The organism is Paracraurococcus lichenis, assembly GCF_030657435.1.
Taxonomy (GTDB): Bacteria; Pseudomonadota; Alphaproteobacteria; order Acetobacterales; family Acetobacteraceae; genus Paracraurococcus; species Paracraurococcus lichenis.
In genome coordinates this window covers 1-26,383 of the sequence record NZ_JAUTWS010000018.1, presented here as the reverse complement: position 1 = coordinate 26,383, position 26,383 = coordinate 1, and the positions used below count along the sequence as shown (strand labels likewise).

Below are 26,383 nucleotides of genomic sequence, written 5' to 3'. Positions count from 1 at the left end.
TCCCGCCGCGCATGGGGTCCATGCCCGGCCGCGGCCCGGCGCTACCGGAGAAGGACCAGCCCGAGGATGCCGCCGCCGGCCAGCACCCAGAGCGGGCTGTAGCTGGTGCGCCAGACGAAGACGGTCGAGGCGGCGACGATGACCAGCGGCAGCAGGCCGAACTGGCTCGAGGCCTCGGCCATCACCAGCCCGGCGGCCAGCAGCAGCCCGACCGCGACGGGCACCAGCCCGGCCTGCGCCGGCTTCAGCCAGGGCGCGCCGCGCAGCCGGTGCGTCAGGCCGGCGACGCCCCAGGCCAGCATGGCGGCCGGCAGCAGCATGCCGATGGTCGCCATCGCCATCCCACCCCAGGAGCCGATGCGCCAGCCCATGACGCTGGCGACCAGGATGTTCGGCCCCGGCGCCGCCTGGGCAAGGGCATAGAGCTGCGCGAAGGTCGCGTCGTCCAGCCATCCCCGCAGCTCGACCAATTGCCGGTGCATCTCCGGCAGCACGGCATTGGCGCCGCCGACCGCGACGAGGGAGAGGATGCCGAAGGTCAGCAGGATCTGCAGCAGCAGGGTCATCGTGCCGCCTCGTCCCGCAGGATCAGCCCGGCGCGCCAGAGCGAGGCGGCGATGGAGAGCGGCGCCAGCGCCAGGACGATCAGCGGCAGGGGCAGGCGCAGCCAGGCGGCGGCGAAGGCGGCGAGGATGAGGATGCCGATCGCCTCCGGCGCCAGCTTCAGCTTCACCACCATCTTGATGGCGGTGCCGATGACCATGCCGGCCGCGGCCGCGGCGATGCCGGCCATGGCCGGCGCCACCGCGGGCAATTGCCCGTAGCGCTCATAGAGCAGGCAGAGGCCGATCAGGATCAGCAGCGGCGCGCAGTAGATCCCGCCGGTCGCCAGCAGCGCGCCGGGCAGGCCGTGGAAGCGCCGGCCGATCATGACAGCGGCATTGCCCACATTCGGCCCGGGCAGCACCTGGCCGAGGCCGAGCACCTCGGCATATTCGCGCTCGGTCAGCCAGTGGCGCTCCTCGACGATGACGCGCCGCGCCCAGGCGGCGACGCCGCCGAAGCCGAAGAGGCCGATCTTGAGATAGCCGAGGAAGAGGTCGGCGCGGCTGGGCACGACCGTGGTCGGCGGCGCATCGGGCAAGGCGTTTCACTCCAGGGTTGGCGGAGTTTCGCCCCTCGGCCCGGGTGCGTCCACCGGGAGACTCACGGGATCCAAGGGCCTTAAGCCCTTGGCAGGGGGAGCACGAGGGGGACGGCGTCCCCCTCGCTACCCCCGCCCCACCGCCGGCCCGTGCGGATCGTGGTGGATGCGCCGCAGCCGCCAGCCGAAGCCGATCATCACGAAACCCGCGAAGAAGGCCTGCAGCGCCACGATCCAGATCAGCGCCAGCAGCCCCGGCCCGGGGTTCAGCAGCAGCCAGAAACCGAAGAAGACGGCGATCGCGCCGAACAGCCCCATCAGCACGCTGCCGAGGCGGAAGGCGAGGATCAGGCGGAAGATGCCGCTGGCGATGCTCCAGAAGCTGGTGATGTAGACCAGCGTCAGGGCCGAGACGCCGGGCAGCAGCAGGATCGCGACGGCGGCGAGGATGGAGACGATGCCGTCCACCCAGAACCAGGCGCCGTGCCGCTCCGGCGGGCCCTTGACCGCCTGGTAGAGGGTCGAGATGCCGTCGATCGCCATCCAAGCCGCCAGCACGCCGAGGATGAAGGCGAGCCCCGCCCCCGGCGCGACCGTCGCCAGGATGCCGAAGAGGATGGCGACCGCCCCGCGCAGGACGAAGACCCACCAGCCCGCCGCCATCCGGCGGACCAGCGGGAAGCGCCCGGTCAGGCTGGGCGGCGTGGCATGGGTCGCGGACATGGATGTGCCTCCTGCGGTTCCAGCGTCAGAATGCAGCGCGGCGCCGGCGGCGCCAACCGCGCCTTGTGTGTTGGGCGGTTCGATTCAGACCTCCGGGCCATCCGGCCCTGCGGTCATCGGATCACCTTGCCTGTCGAGCGAGCCGATTCAGACCTCCGGGCCATCCGGCCCTTCGGTCATCGGCACGCCTCAGCCGCCCAGAGGCAGGACGCCCTGCAGCCGCCGGCGTTCATCGAGCAGCCGCATGGCCGGGGTCACCGTCGCGCCATGCAGCGCGATGGAGACCAGCACGGTCAGCCCCAGCACGGCCCAGAGCTGTTCCCCCTGCCGGAAGGGCGCCTGGTTCAGGGCGAAGGCCAGGTAGTAGATGCTGCCGAGGCCGCGGATGCCGAAGAAGCCGATCGCCGCCCGCTCATCCCAGGGCGCCGGGGCGCCGGCCAGGGAGACGAGCCCCGCCAGGGGCCGCACCAGGAAGACGAAGAGCAGCGCGGCCGCCACGCCCTCCCAGGTCAGCGGCGAGAGCAGCCCGCCGGCGAGCGCGCCGCCGAACAGCACCAGCAGCACCATCATCAGCAGCCGCTCGGTCTGCTCGGCGAAGTCGTGCAGGCGATCATGGTACTGGTGGTTGCGCTCGGCGGCCCGCATGGCGACCGCGGCGACGAAGACGGCGACGAAGCCGTAGCCATGGACCAACTGGGTCAGGCCATAGGCGAGGAAGGTGACGCCGAGCGCCACGAAGCCGTCCCCGGTGCGGGACAGGCGGGCGCGGTTGGGCATGTGGAAGGTCAGCCAGCCCAGCGCGGTGCCGACGGCATAGCCGGCCAGCAGCCCGGCCCCGAGCCGCCAGAGGATGTCGAGCGCGGCCCAGCGCCAGAGCCAGTCGCCGGCCAGCCCGTCGTTCAGCTCGAGGCCGATCGCCAGCATGACGAAGGGGAAGGCGAGGCCGTCGTTCAGCCCGGCCTCGGCGGTCAGGGTGAAGCGGACCTCGTCCTCCTCGCCCGAGCCGGGCGGGCCGACCTGGACGTCGGAGGCGAGCACCGGGTCGGTCGGCGCCAGCGCAGCGCCGAGCAGCAGGGCGGCGGGGATGCCGAGGCCGAGCAGCCCCTGCGCGACGAGCGCGATGCCGGCGATCGAGAGCGGCATGGCGAGGCCGAGCAGCCGCCAGGTGAGCACCCAGCGCCGCCAGCCGAAGGGCCGGTCGAGCTTCAGCCCGGCGCCGGTCAGCGCCACGATGACGACCAGTTCCGCCAGCCGCTCCGTCACGGCGGGGAAGACCAGGGGGTTGGGCGCGTCGCCGGCCGAGAGGCCGAAGGTCGCCGCCCCGAAGGCGACGCAGATCATGGGCAGCGAGAGCGGCAGTTCCTTCAGGGCCATGGGCAGCCAGGCGACGAGGAGGATCAGCGCGCCGGCGCCGACCAGCAGGACGAGGTAGGGATCCATGTGTGGGGAGGGGTCCGGTCCGGTGTGGTCCTGCGGCAACGCCGGGCCGCGGATCCCGTGACCGCCTGGACATTGCCGCGGTCTTGCCGCAGGAGGCCCCTCCCCTCGCCAAACTTCGCCTGTCTAAGTGATGTGTGCGTGTCGCACCGCACATCATCGTGTTCATCCGTTGGTGTTTATTCCTTCGCGCCGAGGACACGAAACCGCGTATCTAATCTCACAGGTTGAGCATTGGCGCAAAATTTCAGCGCCTCCGCGCTAGCGTCCTGGGACGCGCAACACAGGAGACCGCCATGACCCTCGCCCGCCCGATCCTCATCGTCGAGGACGATGTCGACCTCCGCTCCACCCTGGCCGAGCAGATCGCGCTGGATGGCGAGTTCGTCGCCGATGCCGTGGGCACGACCGCCGAGGCGACCGCGAAGCTCGAGGATCCCGATTGCCGCTACGACGCGGTCCTGCTCGATATCGGCCTGCCCGATGGCGATGGCCGCGACTTCTGCGCCCGCCTGCGCCGCGAAGGGCGCAAGATGCCGGTGATCATGCTGACCGGCGCGGATGCCGAGCAGGACGTGGTCCGCGGCCTCGAGGCCGGGGCGAACGACTATGTCGCCAAGCCCTTCCGCCTGTCCGAGCTGCTGGCCCGGCTGCGCGCCCAGCTCCGCGTCTTCGACAATTCCGAGGACGCGGTCTTCAGCATCGGCCATTACCTCTTCCGCCCGAGCGCCCGGCTGCTGCTGGACCCGGCGAAGAACCGCAAGGTCCGGCTGACCGACAAGGAGTGCCGGATCCTGAAATACCTGCTGCGGGCCAATTCGGCGCCGGTGAACCGGACCACGCTGCTGGCCGATGTCTGGGGCTTCAACAGCGGCGTGACCACCCACACGCTGGAGACGCATATCTACCGGCTGCGGCAGAAGATGGAGTCCGATCCGGCCAATCCGCAGCTCCTGCTGACGGACCGCGGCGCCTATCGGCTGGACCCGCGGGTGCCGGAGCGGCTGGCGGCCTGATCCGGGCCGCCCTGCCCGCGCCGGGCAGGGCGCCGGGACCCTTCGCGGGCCCGTGATACGCCTTCCACCCCCGCCCGGCCGCAGGCATGCCGATGGCGCGGGCGCCGGGCCTGGAGACGAATCTCGCCGGACGGGACGGAGGTGCGGGCTGCCCGGCCCGCAGGGCGGACCGGGCGCATCGCCGCCGCGGGGCCTCGTGTCGATGGATCCGCCGCTGCCGGGCCCGGGCGCGCGCCACCCATGCGCCGCCGCGGATCCCAGGGCGGAGTGGAAGCAGGCCTGCCCCGAGGCGGGCAGCCGCGGTCGGCCTGGCACATGCTCACGCCATCAACTGGCGTGCCGGGCCCGGTCCATGATGCGGGAGAAGGGGGGAATGGTGGAGCTGAGCGGGATCGAACCGCTGGCCTCGTCATTGCGAACGACGCGCTCTCCCAACTGAGCTACAGCCCCGTACCACTCGCCTGCGGCATTGGGGTGCCGCGGGGAGCGCGCATATGCCCCACCCCGCGGGGCAGGTCAAGCGCCTGCTGCGCTTGCCGCAGCCATGGCACCTCACTAGGTTGCGCCAGCGTTTCCGGCGGGATGGTCGATGTTCCTGGATGTGATCTTCTATCTGGCGGGCGCCGTGCTCGACCTGCTCTGGTGGGCGGTGGTGCTGGCCGTCATCGTCCAGCTCCTGGTGCAATTCGGCGTCCTCGACACCCGCAACCGCCTGGTCTGGACGATCTCGGATTTCCTCGACCGCGTCACCAACCCGCTCTTCCGCCGCATCCGCGGGGTGCTGCCGAATTTCGGCCCCGTCGACCTCTCGCCGCTGGTGGTGCTGCTGCTGATCACCGCGACCCAGATGCTGCTCGGCGCGCTGCGCGGCTATCTCTGGCGGGGCGGGCTGTATTTTTGACCGCGGCCTGGTGGCGGGCTGAAGCCGCGGGCGTCGCGGTGCGGGTGAAGGTGCAGCCGCGGGCCCGCCGGGCCGGGCTGCTGGGCCTCGCGCCGGGCGCCGACGGGCCGCGCCTGAAGCTCGCCGTCACCGAGGCGCCGGAGGACGGGCGGGCGAACCGGGCGGTCTGCGCCGCCCTCGCCCGCGCCCTCGGCGTCGCCCCCTCCGCCGCCGAGGTCGCGCAGGGCGCAGCGGCGCGCGAGAAGCTCATCTTCGTCGCCGGCGACCCGACGGCGCTGGCCTCCCGGCTGGAGACGCTGGCATGACCGCACGCATCATCGACGGCAAGGCGGTGGCCGAGAGGCTGCGCGGCGCGCTCGCGGCGCGGATCGCCGGGCTGTCCTTCCAGCCGGGGCTGCGCGTGGTGCGCGTCGGCGACGACCCGGCGAGCGGCGTCTATGTCCGCAACAAGGACCGCGCCGCGGCCGCGGCCGGCTTCGACAGCGCCACCCTGCAGCTTCCGGCCGAGACGACCGAGGCCGACCTGCTGGCGCTGGTCGCCCGGCTGAACGCCGATCCGGCGGTGGACGGCATCCTGGTGCAGCTTCCCCTGCCGCCGCAGATCCGGCAGGAGGCGGTGATCGCCGCCATCGACCCGGCCAAGGACGTGGACGGCTTCCACCCGGTCAATGCCGGCCTGCTGGCGACGCAGCAGCCCGGCCTCGTCCCCTGCACGCCGAAGGGCTGCATGCACCTACTGCGGGAGGCCGGGGCAAGCCTGTCCGGCGCCCGCGCGGTGGTGCTCGGCCGCAGCCAGATCGTCGGGCGGCCCATGGCGCAGCTCCTGCTCGCGGCGGACTGCACGGTGACCATCGCCCATAGCCGCACGCGCGACCTCGCCGCCGAATGCCGGCGGGCGGAGATCCTGGTCGCCGCCGTCGGGCGGCCGGAGATGGTGCGCGGCGACTGGATCGGCGAGGGCGCGATCGTCATCGATGTCGGCATCAACCGCCTCCCCAGCGGCAAGCTGGCGGGCGACGTCGCCTTCGCCGAGGCGGCGGCGCGCGCCGCCGCCATCACCCCGGTGCCGGGCGGCGTCGGGCCGATGACCATCGCCTGCCTGCTGGAGAACACGCTCGAGGCGGCGCTGCGCCGCCGCGGCCCGGCGGGCTGATCCGGCGCCGGCCGGCGCGGCGGCGGGGGCAAGGGGCTGCCATCCCGCCCGTCCCCGCCCGGCCGTGAAGCATTGCATGGGAGGCAGGGATGGCGGGGCTCGGCCCGGGGCTGCTCTTCGTCGCGATCTGGGCCTCCGCCTTCACGGCCATCAAGGGCGTGGTGCCGGAATGGCCGCCGCTCTGGGGCCTCGCCGCGCGCTTCGCCTGCGTCGCGCCGCTGCTGCTGGCGGTGGTCGCCTGGCGCCGCGCGGCGCTGCCGGCCCGCGCCGATGCCTGGCGCCTCGTCGCCATGGGCGTCTTCGGCTCGGCGCTCTACCTGGCGGGGGCCTGGACGGCCTCGCGCGTGCTGCCCTCGGGCCTGGTCGCGCTGCTCTCGGCCACCACGCCGCTCTTCGTCGCGGGCGGGGAGGCGCTGTTCCTCCGGCAGCGCATCCCGCCGCTGGCCTGGGCGGGTCTCGGACTCGGCTGGCTGGGGGTGGCGGTGCTCGGGGCCGGCCGCGGCGCCGGGGGCGTGGCGGTGGCGGAACTCTGGGGCGTCGCCCTCGCGCTCGGCGGGGCGCTGAGCCAGGCGGCCGGCATCCTCGCCTTCGCCCCGGCGCGGCGGCGGATCGAGCCCTGGACCGCCAATGCCGCGCAGACGACGGTCGCGGCGGCGACGCTGCTCGTCATCGCCGGGCTGGCCGAGCCGGCGCTGCCGCCGGCGCCGAGCCTGACCCTGGTGCTGGCGCTGGCCTATGGCGTGCTGGTGGTCGGGATCGGCGGCTATGCGCTGTTCTTCGTCATGCTGGACCGGCTGCCGCCGGCGACCGCCGCGGCGCTGCAGCTCCTCGCCCCGCCGCTCGCCGCGGTCCTCGGCTGGGCGCTGCTGGGGGAGCGGCTGGGCTGGACCGACCTGGCGGGCGGGGCGGTGACGCTCGCCGGGCTGGCCATCTTACTTCGTCTCCGCAAAATTTAATGTTGCGACTCCAACACGAGAATGATATGATATTTCCTTATGAGAGCTTTCGAACGTATCGCTTTGCTGTTGATCCGTGCGGCCGAGAAGGGCCAAAGCCGCAAAGAAGTTGAAGAAATGGCAAGCGGTCTTTTTCTAGACGTCAAGGAAAAAAATATACGCACCCTCGCTGACTGGGAAGTAGAAAAATATAGGTTAAATCTTTGGCATATGATCGCCAAGGCGAGCGAGAACCACCCAAGTTTTCACGTGCAAGATGCGTTGTCCGGCGCGTTAGATGGACTGCGTGCATCACAACTCAGTAAAAAAGACAAATATCGGCGATCCTCACAGGTAGATGCTGATTAAGGCCGACGAAGCTCTCTGAGCGATTCATTTCGCGGCCCCTAATTTACGCATCGCCGCCGCGACCGCGCGGTCCCGCGCATCCGCGCTCGCCGCCAGCCCGGCCTCCGCCCCGGCGCGGTCCGGCTCCGCCCGGTTCTGGCTGAGCTTGCGCTTGCCCTCCAGCCGCTCGATCCGCAGCGCCAGGCCGACGATGCCCTTGAGCTGCGCCGCGACGAAGGGCTCCGGCGCATCGGCGACCGACCAGGGCTTCGGCTGCGCCGCCTCCTGGTGCTCGGTCAGCAGGGAGACGATGGCGTGCAGCCGGGCCGGGTCCTCGATGACCTCGATCGGGCCCTCGGCATGCACCGCCTCGTAGTTCCAGGTGGGCACCACCCGGTGGTGCTCGGCCTTGGAGGGGTACCAGTTCGGCGAGACATAGCCCTCCGCCCCCTGGAAGACGGCGAGCGCCCGGCCGGCGGCGCGCAGCGCCTGCCAGTGCGGGTTGGCGCGGGCGAGGTGGCCGAGCAGCACGCCCTCCTCCTCCACCAGCGTCAGGGGCAGGTGGGTGACGTCCGGCACGCCGCCCGCGCCGTTCGAGACCAGCAGGGCGAGGCGGGCATTGCGGATCAGGCCGTAGAGGATATCCGGGCGGTCCTCCCGGAAAGCTGGCGGATTGTACATCCGGACAGCCTGCCGGATCGCCGCCCGCCGCCGCAACGGCGCCGCGCGCGGGGCGGGGTTGCGCCGGCGGAGGGTGCCGCGGCGGCCGGGGTTGCGCCCGGCCGGGTGGCGACCCGGCGCCGCGCGGCCAGGTCCCCGGGGCCATGGCGATGGCGGCGTCATCGGCCGCGCGGCGGGCCGCGGCAGGGGTCAGCCGGGCCGGCGGTCGCCGCTCCGCTGCGGCGCGTCGGGCTTCGTCTTCTGGTCGCGTTCGGTCTCGGCGGCGGCGGCCTCGGTCTCGGCCCGCGCGTCGCCGCCATAGCCGGATTTCGGCGCGGGCTCGCCGGCCGCGCCGGCATCACCGCCGCCGGGGGCGCCGTGGCCCTTCTCCGTCTCGCTCCAGCCGGGCTCGCCCGTGCCCTTGCCCTTGTCCTGCGGCATGGCCTGCTCCTTCGGTCCGGGCGCGGAACGCCGGCGGCAGGGCGCGGTTCCGGTGCGTTCCCGCCGGGACGCCGAAGGAGTGCCGGATGATCCTGCCCGACCCGATGCCGCTCTGGCTCTCGCTGCTGCTCGCCTTCCTCGCGGCGCCGGCGGCGGCGCTGGCGGCGCTCGCGCTGTTCCACCTGGTGCTCGACCGGGTGCTGCGGGGACAATACGCCCCGGTCGCCCGCCGCGTGGTGCAGGACGGCCGCGGCGCGCTGCGGGTCGCCGTCGCGCTCCTCGCCGTGCTGACCGCGCTGCCGGAGCTCGACCTGCCCCGCCAATTCGTCACGGCGGTCGGCGGCGTGGCGCGGCTGGCGCTGATCGCGGCGCTGGGCTGGGCGCTGACGCGCAAGGTGGCCGCCATCTTCGATGCCTGGCTCGACCGCAGCCGGTTGACCGAGGAGGACTGGATGGCGCGGCGGCGGCGGACGCAGCTCGTCGTCTTCCGCCGCCTCTGGGTCTCGGCCGGGCTGGCGCTGACGGCGGGGCTGGTGCTCACCGCGATCCCGGCGGTGCGCACCGTCGGGCTCAGCCTCTTCGCCTCGGCCGGCGTCGCCGGCATCGTCGCCGGCCTCGCGGCGCGGCCGGCGGTCTCCAACCTTATCGCCGGCATCCAGCTCGCGCTCACCCAGCCGATCCGCATCGGCGACGCGGTGCTGGTGGAGGGCGACTGGGGGCATGTGGAGGAGATCACCGCCACCTATGTCACCATCGTCACCTGGGACCTGCGGTCCCTGATCGTGCCGCTGACCTATTTCATCGAGCGTCCCGTCCGGAACTGGACCCGCACCGGCTCGCAGCTCCTCGACACCATCTTCGTCTATGTCGACTACACCGTGCCGGTGGAGACGATCCGGACCGAGGCGCAGCGCATCCTCGATGCCACGCCGCTCTGGGACAGACGCGCCTTCGCCGTGCAGGTGACCGACCTGAAGGAGCGCAGCATGGAGGTGCGCGTGCTGATGAGCGCCGCCGATGCCGGGCGGATGTTCGACCTGCGCTGCCTGATGCGGGAGAAGCTGATCGCCTGGCTGGCGGCGCGGCACCCGAATGCCCTGCCGCAGGAGCGGGTGGAGATGACGGGGGCGCAGCGGGCGGTGGCTTGACCCGCGCGGCCGCCCCGGGAAAGCCTTGGGGAAAGATCCGGGAGACGACGCCATGCCGGGACGCCGCAGCCTCCTCGCCGCCACCATCACCCTGCCCAGCCTTGCCCTGCCCGCCCGCGCCCAGGGCGGCTTTCCGAGCCGGCCCATCCGGGTGCTGGTCGCCTTCGCGCCCGGCGGGCAGTCGGACACCGTGATCCGCCTGCTGGCGCCGAAGCTGTCCGAGGCGCTGGGCCAGCCCCTCGTGGTCGAGAACCGGCCGGGCGCCGGCGGCTCCATCGCCGGCGGCGCGGTGGCGCAGGCGCCGGCCGATGGCCATACGCTGCTCTTCGACAGCTTCGGCTTCCTGATCGTGCCCTTCCTGGTGAAGGGCCTGACCTACAACCATGACAAGGCCTTCGCCCCGGTCGCCCAGGCGGTCTCGGCGCCCTATGTCCTGGTGGTGCGGAAGGGCTTCCCGGCGAGGACGCTGGCCGAATACGTGGATTACGCCAGGAAGAACCCGGGCCTCGCCTATGGCACGCCGGGGACCGGCACGGTCGGGCACCTCGCGGGCGCGCTGCTGGCCAGCCGGGCGAAGGTCCAGCTCGAGCACATCCCCTATCGCGGCGGGCCGGAGAGCGCGCGGGACATCGCGGCCGGCAACCTCGACAGCGCCATCGGCACGGCCAACAGCTTCCGGCCGCTGATCGAGGATGGCCGCGCGATCGGCATCGCGCTGACCAGCGGCCGGCGGATGGGCAGCCTCGCCAGCCTGCCGACCATCGCCGAGAGCGGCTATCCCGGCTTCGACCTGACGAGCTGGAACGCGATGTTCGCGCCCGCCGCCACGCCGGCCCCGGTGATCGCGAAGCTCGAGGCCGCGATGCGCACAGCGCTGCAGGACGAGACGGTGCAGAAGCGCCTGAAGGACGCCGGCAACGAGCCGAATTTCGAGGGCGCGGCAGCCTTCGCCGACCGCATCCGGCGGGAGCGGGCGGTGGTGAAGCAGATCGTGCAGGAGACCGGCATCAAGCCGGAGTGACGCTATCCATGTCGTTATCCATGTCGTTATCCATGTCGTTGAGTTCCACGGACGACAGGCCGCGGGCACGGCGAGCAGCGATGAATGCAGTGCGGCTATCGGCAGATAGTCCCTTTGTGAGAACACTTTTTAGCTCAGTCAAACCAACCAACGGCTCCAAAGTGGTTACCGGCGCTCCAACTAAACTCACCATCTGTAATGCGGTGAAACCAGACAGCGGCTCCAGATTGGCTACTGCCGTGTAACTCAAATCAAGATACACCAGGTCTGTCAGCCCAACTAGCGGCTCGAGCTTCGTCACCCTTTTATGACTTAATTTGAGTTCGGCCAGCGCGGTCAAACCTGCCAAAGGCTCCAAATCTTTTCCGGGCGTTCCAGACAGGTCGAGACTCCGCAGCGCGGTTAAACCTGCCAACGGCTCCAAGTCTTCTACGGACGTTCTAGACAGGTCGAGGCGCCGCAGCGCGGTGAGGCCGGCCAGCGACTCTAGCTTCGTTACTTTCGTACCAGTTAGTTTGAGCTCGACCAACGCAACCAGATCAGCCAGCGGTTGCAGGTTCGCTACCGGTGTATGAACGAGATCGAGGTTCTGAAGCGTGGTCAGGCCAGCTAACGGCTCCAAATTTTCGACTGGCGTTTGAACAAGGCGGAGGTTTTGTAACGCATGCAAACCAGCAAGCGGCTGCAGGTTCGCTACTTGTGTTCCAGACAGATCAAGGCTTTGCAAGACAGTTAGGCCTGCCAGCGGCTCTAGATCCGTAACTTTCGTGCCCTGTAAATTGAGTTTTTGCAGTGAAGCCAAACTCGCCAGCGGCTCCAAGTTCGTAACGCCTGTTCTTGGCAAAGAAAGATCTTGGAGAAAGGTTAAGACAGCCAACGGCTTCACATCGTCGATCCGAGTTTGACCTATTCTGGCGGACATGATCCGATACGATAAAAATTTTAAGTATGCTATACCTCGCTCCAGTTCCGCCTGTTCCGCGGCGCCCGCCTCTAACACCAGCGTATCGCCCTTGCCTGTGGCACGGAGGAACAAGCCGAGGTCGGCGAGAGCTCGTCTCGCCTCCGCCTCAGCGACCCGGCGCGCCTCTGCGGGATCGCCGGCTGCTTCCGCATGCCACCACCAGCGGCGGGGCTTTGTCCGGGTGATCTCCCGCTCCAGCAGACGCGCGACGAAGTCGTGCGAGATCTCCCAACTCTCCTCCTGCGCGCCCAGTGGACGGACGAGCCCCATGCGCTGGAGGTTAAGGAGGACCGTCCGGGCCTCCGCCTCGTCCAGCCCCGCCTCCGCCGCCAAATCTTGGAGCTGTCGCGCCCGCTTCGTCCCTACGTTGGTCAGCAATCCGGGCACCAGTCGCGGTGCCTGCATAGTGATGCCTGTCTGTCGTAGGGCACGCGCGACATGGCCCTGCAGCAGCGTACCGACATCCTCGTTGCCCTTTCGCCAGCCATGTCCATGCGCCAGGATATAGCCGACCATGTTAAGAGTGATTGGCCGTACCTTCGCGGGTACGCCGTCCAGCGCGATGACGCCTTCCACCAAACGCAATACCGCCACATCGTCGAGGCCGAGACCGGACGCCTTAAGGAAAGCAACCGCGTCCGGGGGATGGAAGCTGTCCACTTCCTGCCAATTCCGCCCTTGCTGCAACGGCGGCAATCCAGCCCGCAGGAGATCGGCTTGGTAATCTTTCCGCAGCACCAGTAGCAGGCGAAGACCGAGAACAGGTTCTGCCTCCAACCGCCTCAGCAGAGTAAGAAAGCGTTCAGCGGCATAAGGAGGCACAAGTCCCTGCTTCGCGAGTATCAGAAATTCCTCAAATTGGTCGAGTAGCAGCAGCAAACCTGGAGGCTCTTGGCCACGCTTAGCCCGAGGCACGGCGGCGGCGATCACCGTAGGTAGCTCCGCCACATCACTTTTCAGGGCAGCCCGCAGGCTCGCTTCGGGGTCGTCCAGGGCTCGCGCAGCAACAATCCGCCAACCCTGCCTAGCGAGTTCGGGTAACACGGCGGCCGATAGCAGAGAAGATTTGCCAGCACCGGAATCGCCAGTCAAGTATAACGGGACCGCAGTGGTTCGCTCCAACCAATCGCGCACCTGCTCATGGGCCCCGTCGGCGCGGCGATAGACATCCCGATCCTGCTCGGTATAGGAGCCAATCCGAAAAAAGCCTCGCTCAACTCCTTCAGTGAGGTCGAGCAACGCGGGACGCCGCGTCGGTTTGGTAGCCAAGAAATGCAGAATTGCGGCAGCGATGGGCAACCCTAAGACGAGGATCGCGACCCACCAGGGGAGCACCTGGAAAGCGGCAGCCGTCGCTATCCCGACCGCCGCGACCAGCAACCCGGCGAAAGCCTTTGCCACCGCCGTGAACTGCCCCGCGTAGACTTGGACATCAGCAAGGAAGCGGTCGAGCCAGAGATCACGTCCGGCTGCTTCGACTTTGCCCGGAACTGGCTTCGGTTTGGCCGACTTCTTTCGCAGATGCGCTTCTTCCGGCATCAGCCCTCCTGCCACAGCTGAACTAATGGCGTGATCAGATTGGGAGAAAGATCAACCAGTCCCGTTGACAAACACACTCGGCTAATCGCCTCGTGGATCAGCGTCGCGCAACTATGCGCTCCTTCAGGTAGAGTCGAACATAGGGTGGCATGCGTTCAGCGAGCGCGGCGGACGAATCAAGGAAACCTGCCCAGATGATCTCGCGGTTGTCCGGCCGAGGCTGAGGCGGGGCCTCCGGCCGCAGCTCGAAGAAGCGCACATGGTCGCGGCAGGATTCGAAACGGACCGTGACCTCGCCGGCCGGGCGCAGCGCGCCAGGCGGCGCCTCCAGCCCCACCTCCTCGCGCAGCTCGCGGCGGGCGGCGGCTTCCGGGGCCTCACCGGGCTCGATGGCGCCGCCGGGGAAGGTCAGGCCGCGCCGGTAGGATTGCCGCAGCACCAGGATCCGGCCCTGCCACCAGACCGCGACCATCACGCCGTTCCGCGCCGGCCGGCGCAGCGCCCAGGAGAGCCGCGCCAGCGGGTAGCCCAGCCGGAAGACCAAGCGCCAGACGGCGTCGGCAGCGGCCAGGGTCAGAAGGCCCGCCCGGCCACAGTCTGGCCGATCGCCGGCACCACGGCGCCGACCAGCGTGCAGATCAGCGCCGCCTGGTCGTTGCCCCGCCGGTCGCAGGAGAGCACCGCGGTCCAGACCACCCGGCCGGTGGCGCGGTCGCGCAGCTCGACGCTGCCGTTCAGCCGCTGCGCCGCCGGCGCGCCACCCGGGCGGCGGTTGCGCGGCAGGTCCTGCATCCAGTGCAGATCGTCGCTCTCGTGGAAGCGGTCGCTGTCGTCGAAGCGGAAGGGGTCGCTGCCGCCGCGCCCCGGCCCGTCCGTGGCGAGGCCGCCGCGCCAGGAGAGCACATGCGTCGCTGGCTCCCCCACCCGCTGGCCGCGGGCGCGCAGCGCGGCGAAGACCTGGTCGCGCAGCGCCCGGCTGGTGGCGTCGTCGCTGCGGAGCGCGATGCCGTAGACCGCGTCGCGCGGCACCGGCTGCAGGGCGGTGGCGGAGAGGTGGCCCGGGCAGGCCGACTGCGCGAAGCCCTGGCCTGCCGGCAGCAGGGCCGCGAGCAGCAGCGCGGCGATGGACATGGTGCGCATGGCGTCAGGCCTCCCCCTCATCCGGGATGTTCAGGATGTGGCCGCAGGCCTTGCAGTGCACGGCATCCGGCTCATGCCGTTGCAGGCCGCAGGCGGGACAGGGATAGCGCACCTTCACGGGACGGAACAATGCCTGGGCGAGCCGGAGGAAGAGCGTGACGCCCGCCAGCATGATGACCACCGAGAGCAGCCGCCCGGTGGTCCCCGGCAGGGTGACGTCGCCATAGCCCGTGGTGGTCAGGCTGGTGACGGTGAAATAGAGCGCATCGGCGTAGTTGCGGATGCCCGGGTTGCCGCGGTGCTGCGTCTCGTAGACCAGGCCGCTCATGACGAAGAGGAAGACGCCGAGCTGGGCGGCGGCGAGCGTCGCCTCCTCGTTCCGGCGGAAGAAGGGCAGGTCGCTGCGCAGGGTGCTGATGAGCCGCACCGAATGCAGCAACCGCAGGGTGCGCAGCACGCGCAGGAAGCCGAGCGCCCCCTGCAGCACGGGCGCGAGCAGCAGGGAGAGGATGGCGACCAGGTCGGCGAGGTTGAGCGGCGCGACCAGCGTCCGCAGCGGCACGCCGCTGGCGGCGATGCGCAGGCAGAACTCGGCCAGCAGCACGAGGCCGAGCAGCACGTCCACGGTCAGGACGAGGCCGGTGTCCGGCAGGAAGGAGGCGAGGGCGATCCAGCCGACGCTGAGGATGTCGAGGCCGAGGAGCGCGTAGCGGAAGCGCTTCGCCGCGGGCGTCCCGGCCTCGTAGAGATGGCGCAGCACGACCCGGAGGCCGTGGCGCCGCGCCATCTCCCGCATGGCAGGCCTAGAGCGCGCCGCCCTTCCGCCCGGCCATGGCGCCGAGCCGGAGCCGGAGCGCGTTCAGCTTGATGAAGCCCTGGGCGTCGAACTGGTCGTAGGCGCCCTGGTCCTCCTCGAAGGTGACGTGCTTCATGGAGTAGAGGCTGTGCGGGCTGCGCCGGCCGGTGACGATGACATTGCCCTTGTAGAGCTTGAGCCGCACCTCGCCGGTGACGCTGTGCTGGCTCTCATCGGCCATGGCCTGGAGCATCCGGCGCTCCGGGCTGAACCAGAAGCCGTTGTAGACCAGCTCCGCATAGCGCGGCATCAGGCTGTCCTTCAGGTGCATCGCCTCGCGGTCGAGGGTGATGCTCTCGATCGCCCGGTGCGCCTGCCAGAGGATGGTGCCACCCGGCGTCTCGTAGCAGCCGCGGGACTTCATGCCGACGAAGCGGTTCTCGACCAGGTCGAGGCGGCCGATGCCGTTCGCCTTGCCGAGGGCGTTGAGCTCCGTCAGCAGCGCCGCCGGCGACAGGCGCTTGCCGTTGATGCCGACGGCGTCGCCGCGCTCGAACTCCATGACGATCTCGGTGGGCGTATCCGGGGCGTCCATGGGCGAGATCGTGCGCTGCCAGACCATCTCGTCCGGGGCGTCCCAGGGCTCCTCGAGGATCTTGCCCTCGCTGCTGCTGTGCAGGAGGTTGGCGTCGACCGAGAAGGGCGCCTCGCCGCGCTTGTCCTTGGCGATCGGGATCTGGTGCGCCTCGGCGAACTCGAGCAGCTTCGTCCGGCTGGTCAGGTCCCATTCGCGCCAGGGGGCGATGACCTTCACGTCCGGCTTCAGGGCGTAGTAGCCGATCTCGAAGCGGACCTGGTCATTGCCCTTGCCGGTCGCGCCATGGGCGACGGCATCCGCCCCGACCTGCTCGGCGATCTCGATCTGCCGCTTGGCGATCAGCGGCCGGGCGATGGAGGTGCCGAGCAGGTACTGCCCCTCGTAGAGGGCGTTCATCCGGAACATCGGGAAGACGAAGTCGCGGGTGAATTCCTCGCGCAGGTCGTCGATGAAGATATTCTCCGGCTTGATGCCGAGCAGCAGCGCCTTGTCGCGCGCGGGGCCGAGTTCCTCCCCCTGGCCGAGATCGGCGGTGAAGGTCACCACCTCGCAACGGTAGGTGGTCTGCAGCCATTTCAGGATCACGCTGGTGTCGAGGCCGCCGGAATAGGCGAGCACGACCTTCTTCACGTCCTTCACGCGCATCGGGAGAGTCCTTGTCGGCCCCGGAGCGGCCCGGCGGCCTGCGATAAGGCGGCTGTCCTGCCCCGTCGGGCGGCCTGGGACAAGAGGCTTGTTGCAAGCGGGGGCGGCGATGTGGTTTCCTCACGTTTATGGGATATCACATACTCTTGTATTTTATCCTGTGTGCCGTTGCCCTCGTCCCCGCCCGGGCCGAGCCGCCGGCGCATCCCACCGTCCTCGACACCGCCGCGGTGCCGCATCTCGGCGCCGAGGGGCGGGAGGATTATGCCCGCTTCCTGCAGCAGGCGACGCCGCGCGCCTTCGCGCTGAGCCCGACGGGCGCCTGGGGCTGGGCCTCGGCGCTGCCGGACGCCGCGGCCACCGAGGCGCGGGCGCTGGAACTCTGCGCCTCCTGGGGCGGCAGCGGCTGCAAGCTCTATGCCCGCGACCTCTCGGTGGTCTGGCCGGGGCGGGAGAGCGCGCCGCCCGCGGCCGCCCTGAAGCCCGTCCGCAGCGGGCCGGGCTGGTCGCTGGTGCCCGATGACCGCTTCTTCTGGCAGGGCCCCGGCCAGGCGCGCGGCGCCTATGTCTGGGCGCATGGCCGCGCCGCCGGGGGCCAGGACAGCCGCGGCAGCCAGCCGCAGCCGCATGTCCGCGTCTTCAACAATGCCGGCTACGACGTGCTGCGCTTCGACCGCGACCCGGCGACGGACGAGACGGATGCCGCCGCGGAGTGGCTGCATTCTGCGCTGCGGACGCTCAGGGCGCAGGGCTACCAGAAGGTCATCGTCGGCGGCCAGTCGCGCGGCGGCTGGAACGCGCTGCAGGCGCTGGACGCGCCGGGGCTGGTGGACGGCGTCGTCGCCATCGCGCCGGCAGCACATGGCGCGCGCGGCAGCCCGGCCTGGGCCTGGGCGCTGGAGGACCTGATGCGGGTGCTGACCGCGGCCCGCAGCCCCGCGGCCCGGGTGGTGGTCGCCAATTTCGCCAAAGACGAGTTCGACCCGGATCCGGACCGCCGCGCCGCGCTGTTCCGCACGCTGAACGCCCCGCGCGTCGGCGGGCTGCTCTTCCTCGACCGGCCGCCGGAGGTGAGCGGCCATGGCGGCGGGGCGGAATCGGGCTTCACGCTCCGCTATGGCGCCTGCCTGCTGGCCTTCGTCGAGGGCGGCGCCGCGCGCTGCGACTGACCCGCCGGGGACCGGCGGGGCGACCGCATCGCGTGGGCGACGCCGGGCGGCTGGCGCCGCGACCCGGTCCCTGCCCGCGCTATTGCGCCAGCCAGGCGGCCAGAACGCGCCGCTCCGCCGGCTCCAGCCCGGTGATGTTGTTCGGCGGCATGGCGTGGCTGAGGACGGCCTGGGTCCGGATCGCCGCCGCCTCCCGCGCGATGTGCTCCGGCGTGTCCAGCCGCACGCCCTTGGGCGCGATCGGGATGCCGGCCCAGACCGGCTCCGCCGCATGGCACATGGAGCAGCGGCCGGTGACGATCTCCACCACCTCGGCCGGCGGCGCCGCGACGCCGTGCGGCAGGGTGGTGCCCGGCGCCTCGCGCGCCGCGAGGCCGAGCCTCTCCCGCCCCACCGGCGAGGAGGTGAGGCTGACGAGGCCGGCGAGCAGGATGCAGGCGGCCGCGACCGCCCAGGTCCACCAGGGATTGCCGCGGCCGGAATGGCGCAGGTTGTAGAAGACCCGGATCACCGCGCCGGCAATCAGGATCAGCCCGACCACGACGAAGGCATAGGGCGTGGACCAGAGGATCGGGTAGTGGTTCGCCAGCATCAGGAACAGCACGGGCAGCGTCAGGTAGTTGTTGTGCGTGCTGCGCACCTTGCCGGCCTTGCCGAGCGCAGGATCCGGTGCCTGCCCCGCCAGCAGCGCGGCGATCACCTTGCGCTGGTTCGGGATGATGATCATGGCGACGTTGCCGGCCATCCAGGTCGCCATCAGGGCGCCGGTATGGATCATGGCGCCGCGGCCGCTGAAGACCTGCTGGAAGAGGAAGGCGACGAGGACGACGAAGGCGAAGCCGATGGCGGCCAGCTTCACCTCGTCCTCGCCGAGGGGCGACTTGCAGAGCCGGTCATAGGCGACCCAGCCCAGGACCAGCGAGCCGATGCCGATCGCCGCGGCGGTGACCGGCCCGATATCGGCGACCGCCGGGTCGATCAGGAAAAGCTCCGAGGCGCCGTAATAGACCCAGGCCAGCAGCGCGAAGCCGGAGAGCCAGGTCGTATAGGCCTCCCACTTGTGCCAGAGCAGGTCGGGCGGCAATTCGCTGGGCGCCACCAGCCATTTGCGGACCTGGTAGAAGCCGCCGCCATGCACCTCCCAGATCTGGCCGCCCTTGCCGGCGGGGATGTCGGGCGCCGGCTTCAGCATGGCGTCGACATGCATGAAGTAGAAGCTGCTGCCGATCCAGGCCATGCCGGCGAGGACATGCAGCCAGCGCAGCAGCATCCCGCCCCATTCGTGGAGATAGGGGTCCATCAGTGCACCGCCTCCTGGCTGCGCGCCGCCGCCGCCGCGCCCTCGCGCGCCGCGGCGGCGGTGCCGAGCCCGTTGAAGTAGAGGTTCAGCACCACCGCCATCATGGCCGAGAGCAGGATCCCGGACTCCAGGATCGGCGCCAGCGCATGCGGCATCGCCCGGAAGAATTGCGGCGCGACCAGCGGGATCAGGCCGAAGCCGATGGAGATGGCGACGATGTAGAGGTTGTGGCGGTTGTCCCGGTAGTCGACGCCCGAGAGGATGCGCACCCCGGTCGCCGCCACCATGCCGAACATGACGATGCCCGCGCCGCCGAGGACGAAGAGCGGCACGCTCTCGACCAGCGCGCCGAGCTTCGGCATCAGGCCCATGGCCAGCATGACCGCGCCGCCGGCCGCGGTGACCCAGCGGGACTTCACCCCCGTCACGCCGACCAGCCCGACATTCTGCGAGAAGGAGGTATAGGGGAAGGTGTTGAAGATGCCGCCGATGACGGTGCCGAGCCCGTCGGTGCGCAGGCCCCGCGTCATCGCCGCCTCGTCCACCCGGCGGTCCACCATCTCCCCGATCGCGAGGAACATGCCGGCGGATTCGATCATCACCACGACCATGACGATGCTCATCGTCAGGATGGCGACGGGGTCGAAGACCGGCATGCCGAAGCCGAAGGGCAGCACCGGCGCGAACCAGGACGCGGCGGCGACCTTGGCGAAGCCCATCCGGCCGATCGCCCAGGCCGCGGCGCAGCCCGCGACGATGCCGAGCAGCACGGCGATATTGGCCAGGAAGCCGCGGGCATATTTGGTGATCAGCAGGATCAGCACCAGCACGGCGCCCGCCATGCCGAGATGCAGCGGATCGCCATAGCCCGGCAGGGTCGGCGCCGGCGCGCCCGCCGCCCAGTTCACCCCGACCCGCATGAGCGAGATGCCGATCATCAGGATGATCGTGCCGGTGACGACGGAGGGAAAGAGCGGCAGCAGCCGGCTGACGAAGGGCGCGACCAGCATGGTCACGATCCCGGCGGCGATGACCGAGCCGAAGATGCCGAGCAGGCCGAGATCCGGCGCATTCGCCATGGCGACCATCGGCCCGACGGCGGCGAAGGTCACGCCCATCATGACCGGCAGCCGGATGCCGAAGGGGCCGAGCCCGACCGACTGCACCAGGGTGGCGATGCCGCAGGCGAAGAGGTCGGCATTGACCAGCAGCGCCACCTGCTCGGGCGGCAGCTTCGCCGCCCGCCCGATGATGAGCGGCACCGCCACGGCGCCGGCATACATCACCAGCACATGCTGCAAGGCAAGCGCCAGCAGCTTCGGCGCCGGCGGCACCGTATCGACGGTCTGATCCTGATCCGGCACGTCCGGTTCCCCTGGGCAGTGGTTGCGCGAGGTTCCGGCGTTCATCCCCACCGCCAGTTAGGCCAGCGGTGGCGTGATCGGCAAGGGGGTGCGCTCACGCCGCCGGGGGCGGCATCGCCTCCGGCGGCGTGCGGCCGGGGATTGCGCCCATCAGGCCAAGGTCGATCGCCGTCCGGGTGACCATGACGGCGAAGCCCGGCGCGCGCGACAGCGCCTCGAGCCGCATCCGCGCCGCGGGCTCGGCCAGCAGCCGCTCCAGCGCCGCGCCGTCCTCGGGCAAGGGCAGGCGGGGCAGGACGGGGCCCTTCTGCGGCGGCGTGCCGAGCAGCAGCCGCTCCACCGCCCGGCTGTCGAGGCTGATGGCGGTGCCGCAGGTCATGGCCAGGTCCTCCTCCGGCCAGGCGAGGCGGGTGCCGATCAGCGCGCCGGGCGCACGGCCGCGCGTGAGGTGGCTGTCCCAGATCACCACGGGCTCGCCGCCCGGGACGGAGATCGCCTCCACGCCGCCCTCCGCCCGCTGGCCGAGCAGGCGATAGAGGCCGAAGCGCGCCTCCATCAGGGCGCGCAGCATCCGCTCCTCCTCGCTGCCGGGCAGCGGCGGATCGGCCTTCACCTGCCGCTCGATGGCGCGGGAATGGCCGCCGACGGGGTCGAGCACGCCGAGGTCGAAGACGGCGGCAAGCTGCATCTCGTCCGCCGGCCGCACCTGCCTGCCGTCCCAGAGCGTGAGCGCGCGGGCCTGGCTGGCGACGGAGGCCAGCGGGATGCGCTTCGAGGCCTCGGTCAGGAGGTGGCGGCGGATCGGCGCGTAAATCGCGTAGCGCGCCGCCGCGGTCAGGCTCTCGGACACGCGCTCAGTTCGGGACGGTGACGCCGAGGGCGCGGGCGCAGCGCACGATGCTCTCCCAGGTATCGGGCTGCAGCGGCACGCCCTTGGCGAGGCGCTCGGCCCGCAGCCGCGCCTCCGGCTCGCCGGGGGCCAGCACCTCGCCGCCCGGGGTGTCGGGGCGGCAGGACTTCACCCAGGCGACATAGTCCTCGGCGGTGCGCTTGAACTCCGCCTCGGTCCCGAAATGCTTCGGCGAGATGTAGATGGAGAGCATGCCATTGGCGATGCGCCCGCGCCCCTCCACCGGGCCGGAGGTGCCGCCGCCGGTGAAGGCGCCGGCCAGCAGCTCGCACATGAAGGCGAGGCCCGATCCCTTGTGCTCGCCGAAGGCGCGGATGGCGCCGAGGCCGCCCGCCGGGTTGCGCGGCCCCACCGGCGGGTAGTCGCCATAGAGCGTGTGCGGATCGGCGGAGAGCCTGCCATCGGGCTCGACCAGCGCGTCATGCGGCAGCGGCTTGCCGCCGTTCGAGGCGACGAGGACCTTCCCCTCGGCGACGCGGGACGTCGCGAAGTCGAGCACGACGGGCGGGTCGGTGGGGACGCCGACCGAGAAGGGCGCGGTGGAGAAGCGCCGCTCCGTCCCGCCGAAGGGGGCGACCAGCACGCTGCCCGCGACATTGACGAAATGGATGGAGATGAGGCCGGCGGCGAGCGCCTGCTCGGCATAGGCGCCTATGCGGCCGACATGGCCGGCATTGCGCAGCGCGATCACCGCGGTGCCGTGCCGCTGCGCCCGCTCGATGCCCAGCGCGCAGGCCTGCGGCGCGACGGTCTGGCCGAAGCCCCATTTGCCGTCGAGCAGCGCGAAGGCGCCGCCATCGGTGACGATGTCGGCGCTCTGGCCCGCGACGATGTAGCCGGCCTGCTGCCATTCGACATAGCGCGGCACGCGCACCACGCCATGGCTGTCATGGCCCGCGAGGTTGGCGCCGAGCAGGTGGTGGGAGATCCGGTCCGCCTCCGCCGCGTCGCAGCCATTGGCGACGAAGATATGGGCGACGAGGGTCTCGAGCGTGTCGGCGCCGATCAGCACCGGGGCATTGGTGTCCATGGGGTCCCTGCTAATGCATTCGGGGCGCGGCGGGTATCCCCGCCGCGCCCCGCCGGAGGCCTTCGCTCAGATGATCCGGTCGTTCTGCGGGTCGATCAGGTGCATCTGGCCCATATCGGCGGCCAGCGGCAGCGGCACGCCCGGCTCGGCCGGGACGGCGGGGTCGATGCGGGCGCTGATCTCGGTGCCCTCCAGCCAGATATGCACCAGCGTCTCCATGCCCATCGGCTCCACCACCTCCGGCGTCAGGCTCAGCGGCGCGAGGTTCGGGCGGTGGTCGTTGGGGCGGATCTCGGTCAGGTGCTCCGGCCGGATGCCGAAGAGCACCTCCCGGCCGGCATAGCCGGCATAGCGCTGCGTCCGCTCCGCCGGCACCGGCAGGCGGATGCCGCCCGCCAGTTCCACGTTCAGCGCCGCGCCGCCGTTCACCAGCCGGCCCGGGATGAAGTTCATCGCCGGGCTGCCGATGAAGCCGGCGACGAACCTGGTCGCGGGGCGGTGGTAGAGCTCGGTCGGCGGGCCGACCTGCTCGATCACGCCGTGGTTCATGACGACGACGCGGTCGGCCAGCGTCATCGCCTCCACCTGGTCGTGGGTGACGTAGATGGTGGTGGTCTTGACGGTCTGGTGGACCTTCTTGATCTCGGTCCGCATCTGCACGCGCAGCTTGGCGTCGAGGTTCGACAGCGGCTCGTCGAAGAGGAAGACCTTGGGGTCGCGGACGATGGCGCGGCCCATGGCGACCCGCTGCCGCTGCCCGCCCGAGAGGGCCTTCGGCTTGCGGTCGAGCAGCATGCCGATGTCGAGGATGCGCGCCGCGTTCTCCACCCGGCGACGGATCTCCTCCTTCGGGAATTTCCGCAGCATGAGCCCGAAGGCCATGTTGTCGTAGACCGTCATGTGCGGATAGAGCGCATAGTTCTGGAACACCATGGCGATGTCCCGGTCGCGCGGCGGGATGTCGTTCACCACGTTGCCGCCGATGGCGATCTCCCCGCGGGAGATCTCCTCGAGGCCCGCGATCATCCGCAGCGTCGTGGACTTGCCGCAGCCCGATGGCCCGACCAGCACGACGAATTCGTGGTCGGCGATGTCGAGGTCGATCCCCTTCACCGCCTGCACGCCGCCTTCGTATTCCTTGACGATCCTGTTGAGCTTGACCTGCGCCATCGCCGCTTAGCCCTTCGTCGCGCCGGCCGTCAGGCCCGCAATGTAATAATCCATCAGGAAGGCGTAGACGATCACCGGCGGCAGCGCCGCGAGCAGGGCGCCGGCCATGAGCTGGCCCCAGGCGAAGGTGTCGCCGCGGATGAGCTGGGAGACGACGCCGATGGTCAGCGGCATCTCGTCCGGCCGGGTGATGAAGGCCGTGGGATAAACGAAGGCGGCCCAGGAGACGGTGAAGGCGAAGATCGTCGCCGCGATGATGCCCGGCAGGGCCACGGGGATGAAGATCTTCGTCAGCATCTGCATCCAGTTGGCGCCGTCGATCAGCGCCGCCTCGTCCAGCTCCTTCGGGATGGAGGCGAAGTAGCCGATCATGATCCAGGTGCAGAAGGGCACGGTCAGCGTCGGGTAGACCAGCACCAGGCCCCAGGTGGAGTTCAGCAGGCCGAGCCCGCCGACGAGCTGGTAGAGCGGGATGAAGAGCAGCGTGTCCGGCACCAGGTAGGTCAGGAAGACGCCCGTCGCCAGCACCTGGCTGCCGAAGAACTTCATCCGCGCCAGCGAGAAGGCGGCCAGCACCGAGATCACCATGGTGAGGCAGACCACCAGCACGGTGACCTTGATGCTGTTGAAGAAGAAGCCGCGGAACATCGGGTCGCCGATCAGCGCCGTGTAGTTCTCGAGCGTCGGGTGGCGCACGATCCAGGGCGTGCCGACGGGGTTGGAGATCTCGGCGCTGGTCTTCAGGCTGGTCAGCAGCATGTAGACCGGCGGCGCCAGCATGACGATGGCGGCGACGACCAGCGAGACATAGGCCGTGACGAGCGCCCAGCGCCGCTCCTTGCGGAGCGAGCCGACCTTGCGGCCGAGGCCCGGGACGACGGCGGAGGGGCGGGCTGCGGTGGCGGACATCACGCCATCTCCCGGTTGCGCTGGTTGACACCGCGCAGGATGAAGAAGGCGACCACGGCGAGCAGCGGGAACATGAACAGGCTGACCGCCGCGCCGCGCGGGATGTTCCCCGACAGCACGCCGACCTGGAAGGCGTAGGAGGCGAAGACATGCGTCAGGTCGCGCGGGCCGCCATTGGTCAGCACGCGGACGATGTCGTAATTGGCGAAGGTGACGATCAGGCTGAACAGCACGGTGATGCTGATGATGTTGCGCATCATCGGCAGGGTCACGTAGCGCAGCCCCTGCCAGCCCGTCGCGCCGTCGATCGCCGCCGCCTCGTACAGTTGGTCGGGCACCGATTTCAGCGCCGCGAGGTACATGATCATGAAGAAGGGCGTGCCGGCCCAGACATTGACGATGATGACCGAGGCCCGCGCCCACCAGGGCTCGCCCAGCCAGGGGACGGAGGGGGCGCCGATGGCGTTCAGGATCCAGTTCAGGCTGGAATAGCTGGGGTCGAACATCCACCACCAGCCGAGCGTCGACAGCGCCGGCGGGATCACCCAGGGCAGCAGCAGCAGGCCGCGCCAGATCTTCTGCCCCTTGGCCGGGACGTGGTGCAGCATATGCGCCAGCCAGAAGCCGAGCAGCGCCTTCAGGACCACCGCGCTGATCGCGAAGATGCAGCTCTGCCAGATGACCATCCGGAAGGTCTCGGACTCGAGGAGGATCTCGAAATTGCCGAGGCCGATATTGCTGGTCATCCGCCGGCTCAGGGTCGAGAGGTAGATCGCATAGCCCGCCGGCCAGGCGACAAGCCCCGCGATCACCGCGATCAGCGGCAGCGCCATCAGGAAGGCGATGGTGGACCGGCGCTGGGCGATGCGGTGCAGGGTCAGGCCGGGCCGCACCGGGGTCACGCCCGGCCCGGCCGCGGTGGCAGTGGTGGCATCGAGGGCCATGGAAGCCCCTCCCCGTTGTGCTGGATTCGAATGGGCCGGGCGGCACGCCGCCCGGCCGGGCCGCCGCGTCAGCCGCGGCGCATGTTGTTGATCTCGCGCTCCAGCCAGGCCATCGCCTGGTCGATGCTCTCGCCGCCCTGGGCGACGCGCGCGATCACCTTGGTGTTCAGCGCCTGGATGTACATCTGCGAGGCGAGTTCCGGCGGCGCCGGGTCGAAGGCGATCGAGGTCTTCGCCTGGTGGTGCGGCTTCAGCGGGTAGTTGGAGATGGTGCCGACCGGCGGGCCCTGGGTCTCCCAGACCTTGAAGTCGGACATCGTCGCGAAGGGCGGGATGTCGTAGCCGCCGCTGGTATTGGTGGTGAACTCGGCGCTCTCGCGCTGGGTCAGGAACTCCAGCATGGCCTTGGCCGCGGCCTTGTTCTTGCCGAAGGACCAGATACCCGTGGTGTAGGGCAGATAGGCGAGGAAGCGGCCCTCGGGCCCCGCCGGCATCGGGATGGTCCAGCACTTCTCGGCCACCGCCGGGTTGTCGCGCTTGGCCACCGCCCAGGCGGAGGGCGGGTTGAAGACCAGCGCCGACTTGCCGGAGATCAGCGCCCGGTTGTTCGAGGCATCGTCCCAGGCCCAGACGTCGTTCGGCAGGAATTTCGAGAGGCGCACGCCATAGTCGATCGCCTGCTTCAGCTTGTCGTTGCCCTTGATGGTGGGCTCGCCCTTGGCATTGGTGATGCGGGCGCCGTAGCTGAGGAACATGGCGCCGACCCAGTCCACCGCGTCGGTGAACTGGCCCATCGGCAGGCCGAAGGGCACGCCGGCCTTGTGGCAGGCCTCGGCGGCCTTAAGGAAGGTGTCCCAGGTCCAGGCATCGGCGCCGGGCCCGCGCTCGTTGGAGGCCGGCCACATCGCGCGGACATCGATCCCGGCATGCTCCTGCAGCAGGTCGTAGCGCACGCAGGCCGGCTTGTTCTGGGTGCCG

28 protein-coding genes and 1 tRNA gene are annotated in these 26,383 nt (G+C 70.3%); 9 read left to right on the top strand and 20 right to left on the bottom strand.

Annotated elements, in window-relative coordinates; translation table 11 throughout:
• Positions 1-41 precede the first annotated feature (41 nt).
• The 4 genes from Q7A36_RS19005 to Q7A36_RS18990 form a co-directional block, all read right to left on the bottom strand.
• On the bottom strand, positions 42-566 hold the full coding sequence (locus Q7A36_RS19005) for a chromate transporter (RefSeq protein WP_305105313.1): 525 nt from the start codon (positions 564-566) through the stop codon (positions 42-44).
• Positions 563-1,144 carry a chromate transporter gene (locus Q7A36_RS19000; RefSeq protein WP_305105312.1) on the bottom strand — a complete coding sequence of 194 codons (582 nt, stop codon included), beginning with the start codon at positions 1,142-1,144 and terminating at the stop codon, positions 563-565. Before Q7A36_RS19000 ends, Q7A36_RS19005 begins: the two co-directional genes overlap by 4 nt.
• Positions 1,145-1,270: 126 nt before the next feature.
• The gene (locus Q7A36_RS18995) at positions 1,271-1,867 is read right to left on the bottom strand and encodes an HdeD family acid-resistance protein (RefSeq protein WP_305105311.1); all 597 of its coding nucleotides are present in this window, start codon (positions 1,865-1,867) and stop codon (positions 1,271-1,273) included.
• 189 nt (positions 1,868-2,056) lie between these two features.
• A complete protein-coding gene (locus Q7A36_RS18990; protein WP_305105310.1) occupies positions 2,057-3,307 on the bottom strand; it encodes a cation:proton antiporter in 1,251 nt (416 codons plus the stop codon).
• 293 nt (positions 3,308-3,600) lie between these two features.
• Between Q7A36_RS18990 and Q7A36_RS18985 the strand changes: the two genes are divergently transcribed.
• Positions 3,601-4,320, top strand: a complete 720-nt coding sequence (locus Q7A36_RS18985) for a response regulator transcription factor (protein WP_305105309.1) — start codon at positions 3,601-3,603, stop codon at positions 4,318-4,320.
• Between the two features lie 374 nt (positions 4,321-4,694).
• Here Q7A36_RS18985 and Q7A36_RS18980 read toward each other — a convergent pair.
• Positions 4,695-4,770, bottom strand: a tRNA-Ala gene (locus tag Q7A36_RS18980).
• Positions 4,771-4,909: 139 nt separating this feature from the next.
• Here Q7A36_RS18980 and Q7A36_RS18975 point away from each other — a divergent pair.
• The 5 genes from Q7A36_RS18975 (at position 4,910) to Q7A36_RS18955 (ending at position 7,678) form a co-directional block, all read left to right on the top strand.
• Positions 4,910-5,221: a YggT family protein gene (locus Q7A36_RS18975; RefSeq protein ID WP_305105308.1), complete on the top strand. Its 312-nt coding sequence runs from the start codon at positions 4,910-4,912 to the stop codon at positions 5,219-5,221.
• On the top strand, positions 5,218-5,526 hold the full coding sequence (locus tag Q7A36_RS18970; RefSeq protein WP_305105307.1) for a DUF167 domain-containing protein: 309 nt from the start codon (positions 5,218-5,220) through the stop codon (positions 5,524-5,526). The genes Q7A36_RS18975 and Q7A36_RS18970 overlap by 4 nt, the downstream gene beginning before the upstream one ends.
• Entirely contained in the window at positions 5,523-6,374 is an 852-nt protein-coding gene (gene folD, locus Q7A36_RS18965; RefSeq protein WP_305105306.1) for a bifunctional methylenetetrahydrofolate dehydrogenase/methenyltetrahydrofolate cyclohydrolase FolD, read from the top strand. Before Q7A36_RS18970 ends, folD begins: the two co-directional genes overlap by 4 nt.
• Before the next feature lie 89 nt (positions 6,375-6,463).
• Complete coding sequence (locus Q7A36_RS18960; protein WP_305105305.1) at positions 6,464-7,330, top strand: DMT family transporter; 867 nt, start codon at positions 6,464-6,466, stop codon at positions 7,328-7,330.
• Between the two features lie 39 nt (positions 7,331-7,369).
• On the top strand, positions 7,370-7,678 hold the full coding sequence (locus tag Q7A36_RS18955; protein WP_305105304.1) for a hypothetical protein: 309 nt from the start codon (positions 7,370-7,372) through the stop codon (positions 7,676-7,678).
• 24 nt (positions 7,679-7,702) lie between these two features.
• On the opposite strand, the gene Q7A36_RS18950 is transcribed toward Q7A36_RS18955, so the two are convergent.
• Positions 7,703-8,338, bottom strand: coding sequence for an FMN-binding negative transcriptional regulator (locus Q7A36_RS18950; protein WP_305105303.1), 636 nt, complete (start codon positions 8,336-8,338; stop codon positions 7,703-7,705).
• A 189-nt stretch (positions 8,339-8,527) separates the two neighbouring features.
• Complete coding sequence (locus Q7A36_RS18945) at positions 8,528-8,758, bottom strand: hypothetical protein (protein ID WP_305105302.1); 231 nt, start codon at positions 8,756-8,758, stop codon at positions 8,528-8,530.
• A gap of 86 nt (positions 8,759-8,844) precedes the next feature.
• Here Q7A36_RS18945 and Q7A36_RS18940 point away from each other — a divergent pair, with 86 nt between their 5' ends.
• A complete protein-coding gene (locus Q7A36_RS18940; RefSeq protein ID WP_305105301.1) occupies positions 8,845-9,906 on the top strand; it encodes a mechanosensitive ion channel family protein in 1,062 nt (353 codons plus the stop codon).
• 52 nt (positions 9,907-9,958) lie between these two features.
• Complete coding sequence (locus tag Q7A36_RS18935) at positions 9,959-10,927, top strand: Bug family tripartite tricarboxylate transporter substrate binding protein (RefSeq protein WP_305105300.1); 969 nt, start codon at positions 9,959-9,961, stop codon at positions 10,925-10,927.
• Here the strand turns inward: Q7A36_RS18935 and Q7A36_RS18930 are convergent.
• The 5 genes from Q7A36_RS18930 to Q7A36_RS18910 all read right to left on the bottom strand — a co-directional run bounded on the left by Q7A36_RS18930 (position 10,914) and on the right by Q7A36_RS18910 (position 16,609).
• Positions 10,914-13,430: an nSTAND1 domain-containing NTPase gene (locus Q7A36_RS18930; RefSeq protein ID WP_305105299.1), complete on the bottom strand. Its 2,517-nt coding sequence runs from the start codon at positions 13,428-13,430 to the stop codon at positions 10,914-10,916. The genes Q7A36_RS18935 and Q7A36_RS18930 overlap by 14 nt on opposite strands.
• A 97-nt stretch (positions 13,431-13,527) precedes the next feature.
• A complete protein-coding gene (locus tag Q7A36_RS18925) occupies positions 13,528-13,974 on the bottom strand; it encodes an NUDIX hydrolase (protein ID WP_305105298.1) in 447 nt (148 codons plus the stop codon).
• A 29-nt stretch (positions 13,975-14,003) separates the two neighbouring features.
• A complete protein-coding gene (locus Q7A36_RS18920) occupies positions 14,004-14,570 on the bottom strand; it encodes a hypothetical protein (RefSeq protein WP_305105297.1) in 567 nt (188 codons plus the stop codon).
• A gap of 4 nt (positions 14,571-14,574) precedes the next feature.
• On the bottom strand, positions 14,575-15,357 hold the full coding sequence (locus tag Q7A36_RS18915; RefSeq protein ID WP_305105296.1) for a potassium channel family protein: 783 nt from the start codon (positions 15,355-15,357) through the stop codon (positions 14,575-14,577).
• 16 nt (positions 15,358-15,373) lie between these two features.
• The gene (locus tag Q7A36_RS18910) at positions 15,374-16,609 is read right to left on the bottom strand and encodes an argininosuccinate synthase (RefSeq protein WP_305105295.1); all 1,236 of its coding nucleotides are present in this window, start codon (positions 16,607-16,609) and stop codon (positions 15,374-15,376) included.
• 146 nt (positions 16,610-16,755) lie between these two features.
• On the opposite strand from Q7A36_RS18910, the gene Q7A36_RS18905 reads away from it, so the two are divergent.
• The gene (locus Q7A36_RS18905) at positions 16,756-17,778 is read left to right on the top strand and encodes a hypothetical protein (protein WP_305105294.1); all 1,023 of its coding nucleotides are present in this window, start codon (positions 16,756-16,758) and stop codon (positions 17,776-17,778) included.
• Between the two features lie 79 nt (positions 17,779-17,857).
• Here the strand turns inward: Q7A36_RS18905 and Q7A36_RS18900 are convergent, their stop codons facing one another.
• The 8 genes from Q7A36_RS18900 to Q7A36_RS18865 form a co-directional block, all read right to left on the bottom strand.
• Complete coding sequence (locus Q7A36_RS18900; protein ID WP_305105293.1) at positions 17,858-19,078, bottom strand: urate hydroxylase PuuD; 1,221 nt, start codon at positions 19,076-19,078, stop codon at positions 17,858-17,860.
• Positions 19,078-20,442: a nucleobase:cation symporter-2 family protein gene (locus Q7A36_RS18895; RefSeq protein ID WP_305105292.1), complete on the bottom strand. Its 1,365-nt coding sequence runs from the start codon at positions 20,440-20,442 to the stop codon at positions 19,078-19,080. The genes Q7A36_RS18900 and Q7A36_RS18895 overlap by 1 nt, the downstream gene beginning before the upstream one ends.
• Positions 20,443-20,536: 94 nt before the next feature.
• On the bottom strand, positions 20,537-21,292 hold the full coding sequence (locus Q7A36_RS18890) for a hypothetical protein (RefSeq protein WP_305105291.1): 756 nt from the start codon (positions 21,290-21,292) through the stop codon (positions 20,537-20,539).
• Positions 21,293-21,296: 4 nt separating this feature from the next.
• Complete coding sequence (locus tag Q7A36_RS18885) at positions 21,297-22,382, bottom strand: malate/lactate/ureidoglycolate dehydrogenase (RefSeq protein ID WP_305105290.1); 1,086 nt, start codon at positions 22,380-22,382, stop codon at positions 21,297-21,299.
• Positions 22,383-22,448: 66 nt separating this feature from the next.
• Positions 22,449-23,552, bottom strand: a complete 1,104-nt coding sequence (locus Q7A36_RS18880; RefSeq protein ID WP_305105289.1) for an ABC transporter ATP-binding protein — start codon at positions 23,550-23,552, stop codon at positions 22,449-22,451.
• A 6-nt stretch (positions 23,553-23,558) separates the two neighbouring features.
• Positions 23,559-24,461, bottom strand: coding sequence for a carbohydrate ABC transporter permease (locus tag Q7A36_RS18875; RefSeq protein ID WP_305105288.1), 903 nt, complete (start codon positions 24,459-24,461; stop codon positions 23,559-23,561).
• A complete protein-coding gene (locus tag Q7A36_RS18870; RefSeq protein WP_305105287.1) occupies positions 24,461-25,405 on the bottom strand; it encodes a carbohydrate ABC transporter permease in 945 nt (314 codons plus the stop codon). The genes Q7A36_RS18875 and Q7A36_RS18870 overlap by 1 nt, the downstream gene beginning before the upstream one ends.
• 68 nt (positions 25,406-25,473) lie before the next feature.
• The coding region (locus Q7A36_RS18865; protein WP_305105286.1) for an ABC transporter substrate-binding protein at positions 25,474-26,383 on the bottom strand (910 nt) is incomplete at its 5' end.